Here is a 16456-nt window from a genome sequence, read left to right as displayed (position 1 = left end):
CCCTATTTGTCTTCTTCACTCGCGCGGGTTACGCAACCGGGCAGGCGCGGTACACAGGGTGACAGGCCCCGCCGATCCGGGGCCGCACCATGGAGAGAGTCAGGAGCGCACGGCCGTGGACTGGTTCACCGCACCCGGTTACTGGTTGAGCCGGCTGGTCTTCCAGCGGGCTCTGGCCGGCGTGTATCTCGTCGCGTTCCTGACGGCGGCGCTGCAGTTCCGGGCCCTGCTGGGCGAGCGCGGGATGCTGCCGATCCCGAGGTTCGTCGCCCGGGCACCGTTCCGCCGGGCGCCGAGCCTGTTCCATCTGCACTACTCGGACCGCTTCTTCGCGGGCTGCGCCTGGGCCGGCTGCGCGGTGTCGGCGGCACTGCTGGCGGGGGCGGACGCCCGACTCCCGCTGTGGGCGGGGATGGTCCTGTGGCTGATCCCCTGGGCGCTGTATCTCTCGATCGTCAACGTCGGTCAGACGTGGTACGCGTTCGGCTGGGAGTCCCTGCTCCTGGAGACCGGCTTCCTGGCCGTCTTCCTGGGCAACGACGAGGTCGCCCCGCCGGTCCTCGTCCTCTTCCTGCTGCGCTGGATCCTGTTCCGGGTGGAGTTCGGGGCGGGCCTGATCAAGATGCGCGGGGACGCCTGCTGGCGCAAGCTGACCTGCCTGCACTACCACCACGAGACCCAGCCGATGCCGGGTCCGCTGAGCTGGTTCTTCCACCATCTGCCGGGGCCGGTGCACAAGGCGGAGGTGGCCGCGAACCACCTCACCCAGCTGGTGGTCCCCGTCCTGCTGTTCGCCCCGCAGCCGGTCGCGACGGCGGCCGCGTCCCTGATGATCCTCACCCAGCTGTGGCTGGTGGTCTCCGGCAACTTCTCCTGGCTGAACTGGATCACCATCGTGCTCGCCCTGTCCGCCCTCCGGCTGCCCACGGACCACACCAGCGCGCCGCCCGCCCCGCTCTGGTACGAGGCGGTCGTCCTCGCCGTGACCGCGCTGCTCCTCTTCCTGAGCTACCACCCGGTGGTGAACATGGTCTCCCGCCGCCAGGTCATGAACCGCTCCTTCGACCCGCTCCACCTGGTCAACACCTACGGCGCCTTCGGCAGCGTCAGCCGGGTGCGCTACGAGGTGGTGGTCGAGGGCACGCGGGACGGCACACCGCGCGAGGACTCGGACTGGCGGGAGTACGAGTTCAGGGGCAAGCCGGGCGATCCCCGGCACTGGCCGCGCCAGTTCGCGCCCTACCACCTCCGCCTGGACTGGCTGATGTGGTTCGCCGCCCTCTCCCCCGCGTACGCCGGCGACTGGTTCGGCGGCCTGGTGGAACGCCTCCTGGAGAACGACCGCGACACGCTGCGGCTGCTGCGCCGCTCCCCCTTCCCGCCCGACGAGCCCCCGCGCTTCGTCCGCGCCCGCCTCTTCCGCTACCGCTACACCAGCTGGCGCGAGCTTCGGGAGACGGGCGCGTGCTGGGAACGGACGTATGTGCGGGAGTACCTGCCGCCGACGCGGCTGGCGGGGACGACGTCTCAGAGGCCGTAGACGCGGGCGGCGGTGGTCTCGAAGACGCGGGTGCGTGCGTCGGGGCCGGTCAGCCGGGCGGCCGCGTCCAGGATCTCACCGTAGGTCCCGGCCAGGGTGCACACCGGCCAGTCCGAGCCGAACATCAGGCGGTCCGGGCCGAAGGCGTCCAGGACCGTCTCGGCGTACGGGCGCAGGTCGTCCACGGTCCAGGAGGCGGGGTCGGCCTCGGTGACCATCCCGGAGAGCTTGCAGACGGTGTTGGGCAGGGCGGCGAGGGCGCGTACCGCGGTGGCCCAGGGTTCGAGGGTTCCGGCGGCGATGGGCGGCTTGCCCAGGTGGTCCAGTACGAAGGTCAGCCGGGGGTGGTTCGCGGCGGCCTTGACGGCGGCCGGGAGCTGGTGGGCCTGGACGACGAGGTCGTAGACCAGGCCCGCGTCCGCGAGCGCGGCCAGGCCCCGGCCGACGTCCGGGCGCAGCAGCCACTCGGGGTCGGGTTCGCCCTGGACCTGGTGGCGGATGCCCTTCAGGTAGGAGCCGCCGGGGAGTTCGCGCAGGCGGGCGAGTTCGCCGGCGACGTCCGGGCGGGTCAGGTCGGTCCAGCCGACGACTCCGGCGATCAGTTGGTGGGTGTCGGCGAGGGCGAGGAACTCGGGGGTCTCCTCGGGGACGGTGACCGTCTGGACGAGGACCGTGCGGGTGACTCCCGCCGCCCGTGCCTCGGGGGCGAGGTCGGCGACCGTGAAGTCCCGCCTGAGCGGGCTGTCCCCGGGGATCCAGTCCTGGTCCCGCACCGCGAGGTCCCAGACGTGGTGGTGGGCGTCGATCGTCATGGCAGCTCCCGTACGACGGGCGAGCCGGCCTGCGAACCCGCCTCGCAGTGGTCGTGGACGACGTCGAGGAGTCCGGCCGTCCGGGCCCGCCGGACCGCGTCGGCCTCGGTGTGCGGGGCGGCTGTCATGACGGGTCCTCCGTGGGCACGGGAGCGTCGGCGGGCAGCAGTCCGGTGGCGCGCAGCTCCTGCCAGAAGGCGGCGGGGACGTGCGTGGCGAACTGCCGTGCCCCGTCCTCGATCTCGGCCGCCGAACGGGCCCCGACCAGGACGCTCGCCACGGCCGGGTGGGCCGCGCAGAAGGCGAGGGCGGCGGCGCGCAGGGTGGTGCCGTGCTGTTCCGCGAGCGCCCTGAGGCGCAGGGCACGGGACAGCAGTTCGCCGGGCGCCCGGGTGTAGTCGTAGGTCGCGTCCGGTCTCGGGTCGGCCAGCAGGCCGGAGTTGAAGGCCCCGCCGATCACCACCGAGGTGCCGCGTGCCGCGGCGGCCGGGAGCAGGTCGGTGAGGGCGCTCTGGTCGAGGAGGGTGTAGCGGCCGGCGCACAGCACCACGTCGACGTCGGTGTCCCGGACGAACCGGGTGAGCATGGCGGTCTGGTTCATGCCGGCGCCGATCGCGCCCACGACGCCCTCGGCGCGCAGCTTCTCCAGGGCCGGGTAGCCCTCGCGGAAGGCCTGTTCGGCGTGGTCGTCGGGGTCGTGCAGGTAGACGACGTCGACCCGGTCGAGGCCGAGCCGCTCCAGGCTCGCCTCCAGGGTGCGGCGGATGCCGTCGGCGGTGAAGTCCCAGACCCGGCGGCGGGTGTCGGGCACGGCGAAGCCGTTGGCGAGGTCGTCGCCGTCGCCGGGCCCCGGCTCCAGCCTGCGGCCGACCTTGGTGGAGAGGGTGTACGTGTCCCGGGCGTACGGCCGCAGGGCCTCGCCCAGCCGCTGTTCCGACAGGCCCAGGCCGTAGTGCGGGGCGGTGTCGAAGTAGCGGACGCCCTGCCGCCAGGCGGCGGAGACCGTGTCGTACGCCTGCTGGTCGGGGAGTTCGGTGTAGAGGTTGCCGATCACGGCGGCGCCCAGGCCCAGGGGGCTGACCCGGACGCCGCTGCGGCCGAGGGCGTTCACTGGTCCACCGGCCGCAGCCTGAGGCCCTGCATGCCGCCGTCGACGGCGAGCGAGGTGCCGGTGGTGGCACCGGACAGCGGGCTCGCCAGGTAGGCGACGGCACCGGCGACCTCGGCGGCGGAGGCCAGGCGTCCGGAGGGCTGGCGGGCTTCCAGGGCGGCGCGTTCGGCGGCCGGGTCGGGGGCCTTGTCCAGCAGGCGGCCGATCCACGGGGTGTCGGCCGTACCGGGGTTGACGCAGTTGACGCGGATGCCCTCGCGGACGTGGTCGGCGGCCATGGCCAAGGTGAGGGAGTACACGGCGCCCTTGGTGGCGCTGTACAGGGCGCGCTGGGGCAGTCCGGCGGTGGCGGCGATGGAGCAGGTGTTGACGATCGCCGCGTGCGCGGAGCGGCGCAGGTGCGGCAGGGCGGCGCGGGCGGCGCGGACCATCCCGAGGACGTTGACGTCGAAGACGTGGCGCCATTCGTCGTCGTCGTTGTCCTCGACGGTGCCCTGGGCGCCGATGCCCGCGTTGTTGACCAGGACGTCGAGGCCGCCGAGCGCGTCCACCGCGCTCCGCACCGCCGCCCGCACGGAGGCGTCGTCGGTGACGTCGGCCCGGAAACCGAGCAGCGGCTTCTCGACCGGGGCCGGGTCGAGGTCGAGGACGGCGACCTGGGCGCCGCGCTCGGCGAGGAGTTCCGCGGTGGCCCGCCCGATCCCGGAGGCGCCTCCGGTGACCAGGGCCCTCAGGCCCTCGAAGTCGGTCATGCCGCCTGTCCCTTCTGCGTGTCGGGGTCGGCGGCCCAGAAGGTGCCGCCGGGGTAGGTGTACTCCGCGAGGGACTCCGGTCGCATGGCGGCCGAGAAGCCCGGCGCGGTGGGTGCCGTGTAACGACCTTCGCGGATCACCACCGGATCGAGGAAGTGTTCGTGCAGATGATCGACGTACTCGATGACCCGGTCCTCGGTGGTGCCGGAGACAGCCAGGTAGTCGAACATCGCCAGGTGCTGGACGAGTTCGCACAGTCCGACGCCGCCCGCGTGCGGGCAGACCGGGACGCCGAACTTCGCGGCCAGCAGCAGGATGGCGAGGTTCTCGTTGACGCCGGCGACCCGGGCCGCGTCGATCTGGACGATGTCGAGGGCAGCGGCCTGGAGCAACTGCTTGAAGACGATCCGGTTCTGGACGTGTTCGCCGGTGGCGACCTTGACCGGGGCGACCGCCCGGCGGATCGCCGCGTGGCCGAGGATGTCGTCGGGGCTGGTGGGCTCCTCGATCCAGTAGGGGGCGAACTCGGCGAGGGCCCTGGTCCAGCGGATCGCCTCGTCGACGTTCCAGCGCTGGTTGGCGTCGATGGCCATGCGGATGTCCGGCCCGACGACCGCTCGGGCCACCCGGCAGCGCCGGATGTCGTCCGCCAGGTCGGCGCCCACCTTCAGCTTGATCTGCGTGAAGCCGTCGGCGACCGCCTGGGCGGCGAGCCGGGTGAGCTTCTCGTCGTCGTAGCCGAGCCAGCCGGCGGAGGTGGTGTACGCGGGGTAGCCGCGCTCCAGCAGCCCGGCCCGGCGCTCCGCGGCGCCCTCACGGCCCCGGCGCAGGATGGCGAGGGCCTCCTCGGGGGTGAGGGCGTCGGTGAGGTAGCGGAAGTCGATCTGGCGGACGATCCACTCGGGTTCGGCGTCGGCGAGCAGCTGCCACAGCGGCTTTCCGGCGCGGCGGGCGGCGAGGTCCCAGACGGCGTTGGTCACCGCGCCGATCGCCATGTGCATCACGCCCTTCTCGGGGCCGAGCCAGCGCAGCTGGCTGTCGCCGATCAGGACCTGGAAGAGGGATCCGGGGTCGTCGCAGATCTCGTCGACCGGGCGGCCGAGCACATGGCCGCGCAGCGCGTCGATCGCGGCGACCTGGACGTCGTTGCCCCGCCCGATGGTGAACGTGAACCCGTGCCCCTCGTGCCCGTCGGCCGCGTCGGTGCGCAGCACGACATAGGCCGCCGAGTAGTCGGGGTCCGGGTTCATCGCGTCGGAGCCGTCCAGCTCGCGCGAGGTGGGGAAGCGGATGTCGTAGGTGTCGACGGCGGTCACGCGGGCCGGGCTCGGGGACACTGATTTCCTTTCCGTCAGGGGGAGTTCGGGACGCGGGCCGGTCAGTCCTGGGCCCGTCCCGTGGTGACACGGGCGATCATGAGGGCGACGAGGATGATGCCGCCGTAGATGGCCTGGATCCAGAACGACGGCACCTGCGCCAGGGTGAGCAGGTTCTGCACGACGCCCAGCAGGAGTACGCCGGTCAGGGCGCCGAACATGGTGCCCCTGCCGCCGTCCAGGCTGATGCCGCCGATCACCGCCGCCGCGAACACCGTGAAGATCATGTTGTTGCCCTGGTTGGCGCTGATCGCGCCCACGTACCCGGTCTGCATGATCCCGCCGACCGAGGCGAGGACCCCGGCCACCACGAACACCCCGAGCATCACGCGGTCGACACGGATGCCGGCGGCGCGGGCGGCGTCGGCGTTGCCGCCGATGGCGTACAGGGCGCGGCCGACCCGGTGGTACTTCAGCACCAGCCCGGTGAGCGCGAAGGCGGCCGCCGCGAGCCACACCGAGAGCGGGACGTCGAGAAAGGTGGTGGTGGCCAGGGTGAAGAAGCCGTCGGGCATCCCGAACAGGGTCTTGCCCTGGGTGGCGCCGACCAGCACACCACGCAGCACGATCAGCATCGCCAGCGTCACGATGAAGGCGTTGAGCTTGAACTTCACGACCAGGATGCCGTTGAAGGCGCCGACCGCCGCGCCGACGGCCAGGATGGCGACCATGGCGAGGGCGGCGGGGAACCCGGTGCCCCAGCCGGACTCGGCCGACGGCAGGACGAGCAGCGCGCCGACGGCGGGCGCGATCCCGACGACCGACTCCAGCGACAGGTCGAACTTGCCGGTGATCAGGACCAGCGACTCGGCGAGCACCACCATCGCGAGGGCGGCGGAGGCACCGAGGATGGAGATCAGGTTGCGCTCGGTGAGGAACGAGTCGTTGACCACCGCACCGAGCGCCATGAGCAGCACCAGGGCCGGGACGAGGGCGAGTTCACGGGCCCGGCGCAGGATGACGGTACGGGCCGGACGGGTGTCCGGGGAGCGCACCGGGGTGAGCGGCGGGGCCTTGGTCTCAGCCATGGTCCACTCCTTCGGGCATGGAGTCCACTCCTTCTATGGAGGCGATCAGCTCGTGGTCGTGCCAGCCGGCCGGGTGTTCGGCGACGATCCGGCCGTGGAAGAGGACGAGGACGCGGTCGCAGCGGCGCAGGTCGTCGAGTTCGTCGGAGACGACCAGCACGGCGGTGCCGTCCTCACGGGCGCTGTCGACCCGGGCCAGCAGGGACTCCTTGGACTTCACGTCGACGCCCGCGGTGGGGTTGACGAGGACGAGCAGCCGGGGGTCGGAGGCGAGGGCACGGGCCATGACGACCTTCTGCGCGTTGCCGCCGGACAGGTCGGAGACGGGCTGCCCGGGGCCCTCGGCGTGGATGTCGAGGCGTTCGATCAGGCGGGCGGCGAAGCGGCGCTTGCGGTCGGTGCCGACGAACCCGCCGCGGCCCAGCCGGTCCAGTACGGTCATGGTGGCGTTGTCGCCGATGCTCAGGCCGGCCACCAGGCCCTGCTCGTGCCGGTCGCGGGGCACGAAGCCGACGCCCGCCTCGAGCACGGCCCGCACGTCACCGAACGGCAGTTGCCTCTCCCGCAGTCGTGCGGTTCCGCCGGCCGGGGTGCGCAACCCGGCGATGGTCTCGGCGAGTTCCACCTTGCCGCTGCCGCTGGTCCCGGCGAGGCCGACGACCTCGCCACTGCGGACGGTGAGGTCGATGCCGTCGTACTGCTCGGAGGTGAGCCCGCTGACGGTGAGGACGACGGGTGCCTCGGCGGCCACCGCGTCCCGTGCCGTCTGCTCCTGCCGGGTGACGGCCTCCCCCGCCATCGCCTCCACCAGGGCGGTCCTGGGCAGGTCGGCGACGGGGGCGGTGGTGATCCAGCGGGCGTCACGCAGCACGGTCACGGTCTGGCAGACCTCGTAGACCTCCTGGAGGTGGTGCGAGATGAACAGGAAGGTCACGCCCGAGTCCTGGAGCGCCCGCATCCGGCCGAACAGCCGCTCGATCTCGCGGTTGTCGAGCTGGGCGGTCGGTTCGTCGAGGACGATGAACCGGGCGCCGAAGCTCAACGCCCGGGCGATCTCGACCATCTGCCGGTCCTCGACCTTGAGGTCGGCGGTGCGCGCCTCGGGGTCGACATGGACGTCCCAGGTGTCGAGGAGGGCCGCCGCCTCGCCGCGCAGTCGCCGCCAGCTGATGAGACCGCGGTGCAGCGGCTGCCGGTTGATGAACAGGTTCTCGGCGACCGTCAGCTCCGGTACGACGGTGGGCTTCTGGTAGACGCAGGCGACCTTGCGCCGCCAGGCGTCCCGGTCGGCGAGCGGGGGCGCGGGCTCGCCGTCGAAACGGACCGTGCCCTCGTCCGGGGCCTGGAGGCCGGTGAGGACGTTGACCAGGGTGGACTTGCCGGCGCCGTTGCGGCCGACGAGGGCATGGGACTCGCCGGGCAGCACGGTGAGCCGGCCGTCGGCGAGGGCGACGGTGGGGCCGTACCGCTTGACGATGTCCCGGGCCTCAACGAGTGGCGTGCTCATTTGACCGTGTTGCCCCAGAGCTTGGGGTCGTCGACGTTGTCCTTGGTGACCAGGGGTGCGGGCAGCTGGTCCTCCAGGATGCCGCTGGGCAGCCTGACGATGGTGGAGTCGTGGTCGGTCGGACCCGGCTCGAACGTCTTCCCCTCCATCGCCGCCTTGATGTAGTACATCCCGTACTTGGCGTAGGCGTCGGCGGGCTGGGAGACGGTCGCGTCGATCTGGCCCTTGCGGATGGCGTCGAACTCCTGCGGGATGCCGTCGTTGGAGACGATCACTATGTGCCCGCTCCGGCCGGCCGTCCTGAGCATGCCCTTGGACTTCAGGGTCTGCAGGGTCGGCGCGAGGTAGACACCGCCGGCCTGCAGGTAGATGCCCTTGATGTCGGGGTTGGCGTTGAGGAGGGTGCCCAGCTGGGCAGCGGCCGTGTCGGACTCCCACTTGGCGGGGATCTCCAGGACCTTGAGCTTCGGGTACCTCTTCTTCACGCAGGAGCGGAACGCCTCGGAGCGGTCCCGGCCGTTGACCGAGGCCAGGTCGCCCATGATCTGCACGACCTTGCCGGAGGTGACGTGCCGGCCGAGGTAGTCGCAGGCCTTGGTGCCGTAGGCGACGTTGTCGGCGCGCACCACCATGGCGACCTTGCCCTTGTCCGGCGCCACGTCCACGGCGACGACCGGCACGCCCTTGCGTTCGGCCTGGTCCAGGCCCGCCTCGATGGCCGCGCTGTCCAGCGGAGCCACGACCAGGCCCTTGACGCCCTGGTTGAGCTCGTTGTTGATGTCGGTGATCTGCTGCGAGGGGTCGCTGTTCGAGTTGACCGTCTTCAGCGCGTCCACGCCTTCGGACTTCGCCGTCTTGGGCACGTAGTCGTTGTACGACTGCCAGAACGGCGAGGTCAGCAGGGGCAGGATCACTCCGACCTGGCCCGTACCACCACCGCCCGCGGTGGCGCTGCCGGTGTCCTTCGTGCTGCCGCAGGCGGCGAGCGCGAGCGAGGCTCCGACGGCCACGGCCGTCGCGCCGATGATCCGGGACCTGTTCCGCTTCCTCAGTGTTCTGCCGGGCATCTGGGCGGCTCCTCATCGAGCGTGTTCGAGCAGATGCCCGCATACTTATCAGACCACTCGGCGAATCCAACACCCCGCAGACGCCATTTTCCCGTCGATGAGGCGTCGAACGGGTGGTAGTGGTCCGACCACCTTGCTGATTAGACTGCGGCGCACCGGCGACAGGAGAGCGGTGTGGACGAGACGGCGCCCCAGAAGGGCACGGTGACGCAGCGCGCCATCGAGCGCATCAAGGCGATGATCGCGGAGGGCCGTCTGGAGCCCGGCCAGCGGCTGCCGACGGAACGGGATCTCGCCGCCCAGCTGGGCATGTCCCGCAGCTCCATGCGCGAGGCGATCCGCGCGCTGACGGTCCTGGGCGTCCTGGAGGCCCGGCACGGCTCCGGTATCTACGTCACCCAGTTGGAAGCGGGCGACCTGCTGGAGACGTTCGGCGTGGTCGCCGACCTGTCCCGCGGGCCGCAGCTGGTGGAGCTGCTGGAGGTGCGGCGGGTACTGGAGTCGACGGCGACGGCACTGGCCGCGGCGCGGATCACGGCCGATCAGCTGGCCGAGGTGGAGAAACACCTGGCGGCGATGAACGCGACGGACGATCCCGAGGAGATCCTGGCGCACGATCTCGCCTTCCACCGGGTGATCGCGGGTGCCGCGGGGAACGACACGATGGCCGCGATCCTGGAGGGACTGTCGTCGCGGACGTTCCGGGCCCGGGTGTGGCGGGGGTACGAGGAGGAGGGGGCGTTCGCGAGGACGCGTCGGGAGCACGCCGCGATCCACCGGGCCCTCGTCGCCCGGGACCCGGAGGCGGCGAGGGCGGCGGCGGCCGCGCATGTGGGTGAGGTGGAGGAGTGGCTGCGCGCACAGCTCGGTGCCTAGTGCAGAGGGGCGACCACGGGGGCGTGGGGGCTGGTCGCGCCCACACGGCGGAGCCGCGGACGAATACCGCCCCGCGCCCCTGACGGGGCGCTCAGGCTCGCCGGAGTCGCAAAGTCACCAGCTCGAACGGGCGCAGGCGCAGTCCGACACTGTTGCCGGCGTGCTCAGGCGCGTCGGGGAGCGGGCGCTCCAGGAGGTCCGTCGCCGTGACATCCGCGATCTCGAAGCCCGCGGTCAACGAGGCACGAGCCCTGCCCCCATGAGCCTCGTGGAAGCGGACCACCACGTCGCCGCTGCCGTCGTCCGCCAGCTTCACGGCCGTGATCACCACCGCGTCGTTGTCGACCGTCACCAGCGGGGCCACCTCCCGTGCTCCGGTCACCCGGCGCTCCGGCAGGTTGATCCGCCACCCCTCCCGGACCGCGTCCGCGATTCCCGCGCCCGGTACCAGTGCGTGGCGGAAGCGGTGGACGCCCTGGTCGGTCTCGGGGTCGGGGAAGCGCGGAGCGCGCAGGAGTGAGACCCGGACCGTGGTCGTCGTCCCCTTGTCGCCGTCCGTGCGGACGCTGCGCGTCACGTCGTGGCCGTAGGTCGAGTCGTTGACAACGGCCACGCCCCAGCCCGGTTCGTCCAGGTGGATGAAGCGGTGGTTGCAGGCCTCGAACTTCGCGGCCTCCCACGAGGTGTTGGTGTGGGTCGGGCGGTGGAAGTGCCCGAACTGGGTCTCGGACGCGTACCGTTCGGCGTGCAGATCGAGCGGGAACGCCAGCTTCAGGAACTTCTCCGTCTCGTGCCAGTCCACCTCCGTGTCGATCAGCAGACGGCGCTCCCCCGGCGCGAGGGACAGCACCTGGGTGACCCGGGACGAGCCGAAGGACCGCACGATCCTGACGCCCTCCTCGCCGGCCGTCAGCTCGTCGGTCCGCACCAGGTCCGTGACCGCGTTGCGGTAGAAGGCGTCCACGTCCCAGGCGTCCCACATGTTGGGGAAGTCCGGGTGGAGTTGGAGCAGGTTGGCGGCCGTGCCGGGGGCGACGGTCTCGCGGTCGGCGTCGAGGTCGTACGCCGACACGACCAGACCGCGGGCGTCGATCTCCACCCGCAGCAGGCCGTTGGAGAGCACGTACCCGCCCGCGGGCCGCTTCGACACCGTCACACCGCCGGCCGGCTGTCCCGGGGCCGCGCCCCCGGCGGCCACACCGTTCCTCGTGTGCGGCGCCGCGTTGAACACCAGTGGCCGGTCCCCCTCGCCCGCCAGCGCGCGCTGGGCCCCGTCGATGATCTCGTTCAGTTCGGCGGCGATCCGCTGATACGTCGCCCTGGCCTCCCGGTGCACCCACGCGATCGACGAGCCCGGCAGGATGTCGTGGAACTGGTGGAGCAGGACCGTCTTCCAGATGCGGTCCAAGTCCTCGTAGGGGTAGCGGAATCCGGTGCGCACGGCGGCCGTCGCCGCCCACAGCTCGGCTTCCCTCAGGAGGTGTTCGCTGTGCCGGTTGCCCTGCTTGGTCTTCGCCTGGCTGGTGAGGGTGGCGCGGTGGAGTTCGAGGTAGAGCTCGCCGACCCAGACGGGCGGATCCGGGTATTCGGCCTCGGCCTTGGCGAAGAAGTCAGCGGGGGTCTCCCAGACGACCGTCGGCGAGCCTTCCAGGTCCCGTACCCGGGCCGCCTTGGCGACCATCTCGCGGGTCGTGCCGCCGCCCCCGTCGCCCCAGCCGGTGGGGGCGAGGGAGTGCCGGGCGCGGCCCTTGTCCTTGAAGTTGCGGGCGGCGTGGGCGAGTTCGCTGCCCTTCATGGAGCAGTTGTAGGTGTCGACGGGCGGGAAGTGGGTGAAGACACGGGTGCCGTCGATGCCCTCCCACTGGAAGGTGTGGTGCGGAAACCTGTTCGTCTGGGACCAGGAGATCTTCTGGGTGAGCAGGCGGGTCGATCCCGCCGCCCTGATGATCTGCGGGAGGCCGGCCGCGAAGCCGAAGGTGTCGGGCAGCCAGGCCTCGTCGTTCTCGATGCCGAACTCGTCCAGGAAGAACCGCTTGCCGTGCACGAACTGACGGGCCATCGCCTCGGATCCCGGCATGTTGGTGTCCGACTCCACCCACATCCCGCCGGCCGGCACGAACCGGCCCTCGGCGACCGCCTTCTTCACCCGTGCCCAGACCTCGGGCCGGTGCTCCTTGACCCAGGCCCACTGCTGGGCCTGGGACATGGCGAACACGAAGTCCGGCTCGTCCTCGATGAGGGCGGTCATGTTTGCCGTGGTGCGGGCCACCTTGCGGACCGTCTCGCGCAGCGGCCACAGCCACGCCGAGTCGATGTGTGCGTGCCCGACCGCGCTGATCCGGTGGGCGGAGGGTACGGCGGGGGCGGACAGGACCCCGGCGAGACGTGAACGGGCCCCGGCCGCCGTGCCGTTCACGTCCTGGAGGTCGATGGCGTCCAGTGCCCGCTCGACCGCGCGCAGGATCTCGTACCGGCGCTGCGCGTCGGCCGGCAGCTCCGCCATCAGCTCGCCGAGCACCTCCAGGTCGACGACGAGCTGCCACACGGTCTCGTCGAAGACGGCGAGGTCCATCCGGGTGAGCGTGTACTGCGGCTGGTTCCCGGCGGTGTCCTTGTCGCCGAGCCAGGTGGGCCGGAAGGGGTGGTAGTCGAGAATGACGGGGTTCGAGGCGGCCTCGATGTGGAGCCGTACCTCCTCGCCGCCCGCCACCGGGGTGCCGACGCGGACCCACTGGTTGCGGGGGTTGAGGCCCTTCACCGGGCTGCCGTCGGGCCGGTAGACCAGGCCCTCGCACTGGAAGCCGGGCATGTTCTCGTCGAACCCGAGGTCGAGCAGTGCCTCCACGGTCCGTCCGGCCCACTCCTCGGGCACGGTCCCGGTCACCCGGAACCAGCTGGTGCCCCACGGAGCACCCCACCGGACGCCCACCGCGATCGGTTCGGGCTCGGCGGCGAGCCCCTCGGCGACCGGCACGGGCTCGCCGGGCGCGTGCCACACCGCCACGTCGAGCGGCACGGACTCGGGGTACACGGCGGGACGGATGCGCTCGTCGAGGACGCGCTTGAGGCGGGCTTCGACCAGGCTGCGGTCGTCATGCATGTGGGGTGCTCCGTTTGTTGGGTACCGGTTACCAGGTGTGCGTGACGGTCACGGGGTCCGACGTGGTGTACAGCTCCCCTACGGCCCGCACTTCGAACCGCGCCGCGGTCTCCTGCTGCTCCGGCCGCAGGCCGGTCAGGAAAAAGGCCCGCTGGGCGGTGGCGCCGAGGAAGCGCCGGGTGCCGTCGTTCAGGAGGCGGTGCAGGGTGTAGTGCCGCACGGCACCGGGCGCCGCGTCCCAGGCCAGGCGGAGGCTGCCGCCGTCGGCCGCGGTGATCCGCGGGCCGGCCGGGGCGGCGGGCGTGCTCACCGCCTCCCGTACGGCGATGCCGCCGAGCCGCCAGCGCACGGGCCCGGCGGTCGCGGTGAGGCGGACGCCGAGGGCGTGGACGCTGCCGGAGAGGCCGGTCAGCGGGACGGTCACGGTGGTCCAGCCGTCGCCCGGGGCGGTCACCGGCAGATAGGTGTACGGCGGTGCCGCGCCGGCGGCGGCCGGCTCCGCGGTGGCGACGGCGAGCTCGACGGCCACGCCGCCGGCGTCGGTCCGGTACGTCAGCTCGGCGACCGTCTGTGCCGTGACCGGGAGCCGCGTCGCGTAGAGGTCCAGTACCGTGGGCCGGTCCAGCGCGCCGTCGACCAGCACGCTGCTGCCGCCCCGCCAGGCGTCCGCGAAGTCGAAGGTCACGGTGGGTCTGGTACCCGCCGTCCGGACCGCCCACCGCCGGGACGGCAGCCGGTCCTGCAGGCCGAGGTGGTTCCAGGGCGTGTCGGAGGCGACCTCGCCGTCCTCGTACCAGCGCAGCCCGTGCCCGGTGTTGAACACGCTCGCGAACGGCACCGCCGAGACCGTGGACCGGTCCGCCACCGACACGGCCGGCGCCCGCCAGGGATCCGTGCCGTCGGGCCGGGACGGGTCCAGTGACCGACCGGTCCAGAACCGGTCGTCGGCGGCGTGGAAGTCGCCGGGGGTGCGGGTCGCGGGCAGGTGGTTGCGGGTCCACTCGGGCCGGTAGAAGCCGATGGACGTGACGTGCGCCGAGCCGCCGGGCACGATCGCGTCCCAGTTCACGAAGGTGTCGGACCCGCCCGACTCGACGTCGATCCCGGCCCACAACTCGTAGCGGCTGCGGCCGAGCCGGTCCGCCTTGGTGCCCGAGGAGGCGAGGGTGGAGGCGCTCCAGCGGAAGTCGACGAACATGTCGTCGGCGGCCTGGAAGAAGGGCTGGTTCTGGCTGTCGAGCGCGCCCTGCCAGCTGACCGTGCCACTGACGGTCATCGCGTCGTACCAGGTGATCCGCTGTCCCTGCGCGGCCGCGAGGGATGTGAGCTCCTTGAGGAAGCCGAGCACGGCGGTGCCGAGGGCGGTGTCGCCGCCGCCGGTCTCGGCGTTCACGAACCAGCCGTCGAAGCCGTGGGCGGCGGCCACCGCGACGAGCTGGGCGGCGAGCGGGTAGTGTCCGCCGGCGTCCCTCTGGACCAGGTCGCGGGTCCACTGGAGCTGGCCGCCGTAGGCGGTGGGCGGCAGGAAGACGTTGCCGAGGACGGGCACGCCGTGCCGGTGGGCCGCGTCCACGATCGGCGCGTTCGGGGCGAGGATCAGCCCCTCTCCCGCCGAACCGCCCCAGAAGACCAGCTCGTCGAGGTACGCCCAGTGGGTGAGGGCGTAGTAGTCGGCGGTGGCCGAGCCCTGGGAGGGGTTGCTCGAGGTGGGGCCGAAGGACACCAGTGCCTGGACGCGGGCCTGGCCGGAGCGGGCGGTGGTGTTGGCGGGGGTCGGGGTGAAGCGGGCGGCGAGCGGCACGGAGGCGGCGTTGAAGGCGAGGTCGGGGTCGCCGGCCGCCGTCCAGGTCTTCAGACTGCGCCAGGTGATCCCGCTGCCCGGACTGCCGGAGGGGAACGAGTCCGGATACCAGTACGAGGCGTACGGCGGGGTGGCCGCCGCCGCTGCCTTCGGGGTGCCGGCAGCGGCGGCCGGGGCGGGCAGGAAGGCCGCCGCGGTGGCGGCGACGAGGACGGTGCGTCTGCTGGGGTTCACGAGCGGGTGCCTCCTTGTGGGGTGGGGAGTACCTGATCGGGCGTGACGACTTCGGTGATGCCGCGCGCGGCGAGATGCGCCCGGTCGGCCGCGCGGGTGTCGAGGACGGTTGTGGGGCGGGCGCCGTCGGCGGCGAGCCGGAACCAGGCGTCGAAGACGGGCCCGCCGGGTGCGCACCGGGAGCGCACGGCCGGGTCGGAGGGCACGACGAGCGCGGTGCCGCGCGTCCTCGCCCCCCTGGGCTCGGCCGCCGCGAGGGCGTGGGCGATGTCCTTGGGTTTGCGGTCGTTGGTCATCAGGCCGAGCCCGTATTCGAGTTCGGGGAAGTCGGCGAGGCTACGGCTGACGTCGTGGGAGCACCACCAGGTGACGCCCCACAGGTCGGGGCAGTCCAGTACGGCGGTGATCGTCGCCTCGGCGAAGGCGGCCGCGTGCTCGGCGGGGATCAGCGGCGCGGGCGCGCCCACCTCCTGGAGCCAGACGGGCCGGTGCGCCTCCTCGGCCCAGGCCTTGCTCAACTCGACCAGATACGCGGCGTGTTGCTCGGTCTGGAGGGCGGTCCGGCCGTGCCGCTGGGCGGTGCCGTTGAACACCCAGGAGTGCACGGCGGTGATCTCGCCGAGGCGGGCCGAGTGGGCGGGGGTGAAAGGCTGGTCGTCCTGGTACCAGGCGGCGTCGTAGGAGGCGTGCAGGTGCGGCCGGCCGGGGGCGCCGTCGGCGCAGGCGTCCAGCAGCCGGACCAGCCATGCCTCCGCCTGCGCGGCGCTGATCCGGTCCGGGTCCGGGTGCGGGCCCGCGGCGAACTGGTTGACCTCGTTGCCGATCGTCATCCCGATGAAGTTGGGCCGGTCCGCGAGGGCCGCGGCGAGGGTGCGCAGGTAGGCGGCCTCGCCCTCGACGACGTCGGGGTCGGTGAAGAGGTTGCGCCGGTGCCAGGTGCGGGTCCAGGCAGGCAGGAAGTCGAAGCTGCTCAGGTGCCCTTGGAGGCCGTCGACGTTGACGTCCAGGCCGCGCTCGGCGGCCGCGTCGGCGAGGGCGAGGAGCTGCTCGACGGCGCGGGGCCGGATCAGGGTGCGGTCGGGCTGGAAGTAGGGCCACAGCGGGAAGACCCGGATGTGGTCCAGGCCGAGTGCGGCGATCGAGTCGAGGTCGGCGCGCACGGAGTCCGGGTCGAAGTCGAGCCAGTGGTGGAACCACCCTTCGCTGGGGGTGTAGTTGACGCCGAAGCGCACGGCAGGAGGCATGCGGTCTC

Annotated in this window: 13 protein-coding genes; 2 read left to right on the top strand and 11 right to left on the bottom strand. The window is 72.2% G+C overall.

Translation table 11 applies throughout. From position 1 onward, the window contains the following. The first annotated feature begins 115 nt into the window (after positions 1 to 115). Positions 116 to 1540, top strand: a complete 1425-nt coding sequence (locus LQ326_RS03365) for a lipase maturation factor family protein (RefSeq protein WP_234532152.1) — start codon at positions 116 to 118, stop codon at positions 1538 to 1540. On the opposite strand, the gene LQ326_RS03360 is transcribed toward LQ326_RS03365, so the two are convergent. Genes LQ326_RS03360 through LQ326_RS03330 form a run of 8 tightly spaced genes read right to left on the bottom strand, consistent with a single transcriptional unit; the run spans position 1528 to position 9193 of the window. Further along, the gene (locus LQ326_RS03360) at positions 1528 to 2352 is read right to left on the bottom strand and encodes an amidohydrolase family protein (protein ID WP_234532150.1); all 825 of its coding nucleotides are present in this window, start codon (positions 2350 to 2352) and stop codon (positions 1528 to 1530) included. The two genes, LQ326_RS03365 and LQ326_RS03360, sit on opposite strands and share 13 nt — an antisense overlap. Continuing rightward, positions 2349 to 2480: a hypothetical protein gene (locus LQ326_RS47760; RefSeq protein ID WP_268206600.1), complete on the bottom strand. Its 132-nt coding sequence runs from the start codon at positions 2478 to 2480 to the stop codon at positions 2349 to 2351. Before LQ326_RS47760 ends, LQ326_RS03360 begins: the two co-directional genes overlap by 4 nt. After that, on the bottom strand, positions 2477 to 3463 hold the full coding sequence (locus tag LQ326_RS03355; protein WP_234532147.1) for an aldo/keto reductase: 987 nt from the start codon (positions 3461 to 3463) through the stop codon (positions 2477 to 2479). Before LQ326_RS03355 ends, LQ326_RS47760 begins: the two co-directional genes overlap by 4 nt. Beyond that, positions 3460 to 4215, bottom strand: coding sequence for an SDR family NAD(P)-dependent oxidoreductase (locus LQ326_RS03350; RefSeq protein ID WP_234532145.1), 756 nt, complete (start codon positions 4213 to 4215; stop codon positions 3460 to 3462). The genes LQ326_RS03355 and LQ326_RS03350 overlap by 4 nt, the downstream gene beginning before the upstream one ends. Then, complete coding sequence (locus LQ326_RS03345) at positions 4212 to 5552, bottom strand: L-fuconate dehydratase (protein ID WP_234532143.1); 1341 nt, start codon at positions 5550 to 5552, stop codon at positions 4212 to 4214. The genes LQ326_RS03350 and LQ326_RS03345 overlap by 4 nt, the downstream gene beginning before the upstream one ends. A 41-nt stretch (positions 5553 to 5593) precedes the next feature. Then, positions 5594 to 6619, bottom strand: a complete 1026-nt coding sequence (locus LQ326_RS03340; RefSeq protein ID WP_234532141.1) for an ABC transporter permease — start codon at positions 6617 to 6619, stop codon at positions 5594 to 5596. Beyond that, on the bottom strand, positions 6612 to 8126 hold the full coding sequence (locus LQ326_RS03335; RefSeq protein ID WP_234532131.1) for a sugar ABC transporter ATP-binding protein: 1515 nt from the start codon (positions 8124 to 8126) through the stop codon (positions 6612 to 6614). The genes LQ326_RS03340 and LQ326_RS03335 overlap by 8 nt, the downstream gene beginning before the upstream one ends. Further along, the gene (locus tag LQ326_RS03330) at positions 8123 to 9193 is read right to left on the bottom strand and encodes a sugar ABC transporter substrate-binding protein (RefSeq protein WP_234532129.1); all 1071 of its coding nucleotides are present in this window, start codon (positions 9191 to 9193) and stop codon (positions 8123 to 8125) included. Before LQ326_RS03330 ends, LQ326_RS03335 begins: the two co-directional genes overlap by 4 nt. A gap of 174 nt (positions 9194 to 9367) precedes the next feature. On the opposite strand from LQ326_RS03330, the gene LQ326_RS03325 reads away from it, so the two are divergent. Continuing rightward, positions 9368 to 10069: a FadR/GntR family transcriptional regulator gene (locus LQ326_RS03325; protein ID WP_234532128.1), complete on the top strand. Its 702-nt coding sequence runs from the start codon at positions 9368 to 9370 to the stop codon at positions 10067 to 10069. Between the two features lie 91 nt (positions 10070 to 10160). On the opposite strand, the gene LQ326_RS03320 is transcribed toward LQ326_RS03325, so the two are convergent. Genes LQ326_RS03320 through LQ326_RS03310 form a run of 3 tightly spaced genes read right to left on the bottom strand, consistent with a single transcriptional unit; the run spans position 10161 to position 16448 of the window. After that, positions 10161 to 13169, bottom strand: coding sequence for an alpha-mannosidase (locus LQ326_RS03320; RefSeq protein ID WP_234532127.1), 3009 nt, complete (start codon positions 13167 to 13169; stop codon positions 10161 to 10163). A 28-nt stretch (positions 13170 to 13197) separates the two neighbouring features. Next, complete coding sequence (locus LQ326_RS03315; protein WP_234532126.1) at positions 13198 to 15204, bottom strand: endo-beta-N-acetylglucosaminidase; 2007 nt, start codon at positions 15202 to 15204, stop codon at positions 13198 to 13200. Further along, complete coding sequence (locus tag LQ326_RS03310) at positions 15201 to 16448, bottom strand: glycoside hydrolase 5 family protein (RefSeq protein ID WP_234532125.1); 1248 nt, start codon at positions 16446 to 16448, stop codon at positions 15201 to 15203. Before LQ326_RS03310 ends, LQ326_RS03315 begins: the two co-directional genes overlap by 4 nt. Between the last annotated feature and the right edge of the window lie 8 nt (positions 16449 to 16456).

The sequence above is a fragment of the Streptomyces shenzhenensis genome (genome assembly GCF_021462265.1).
Classification (GTDB): Bacteria; Actinomycetota; Actinomycetes; order Streptomycetales; family Streptomycetaceae; genus Streptomyces; species Streptomyces shenzhenensis.
Note: the sequence above shows the minus strand (reverse complement) of the source record. Positions and strands in the feature narration are given on the sequence as shown.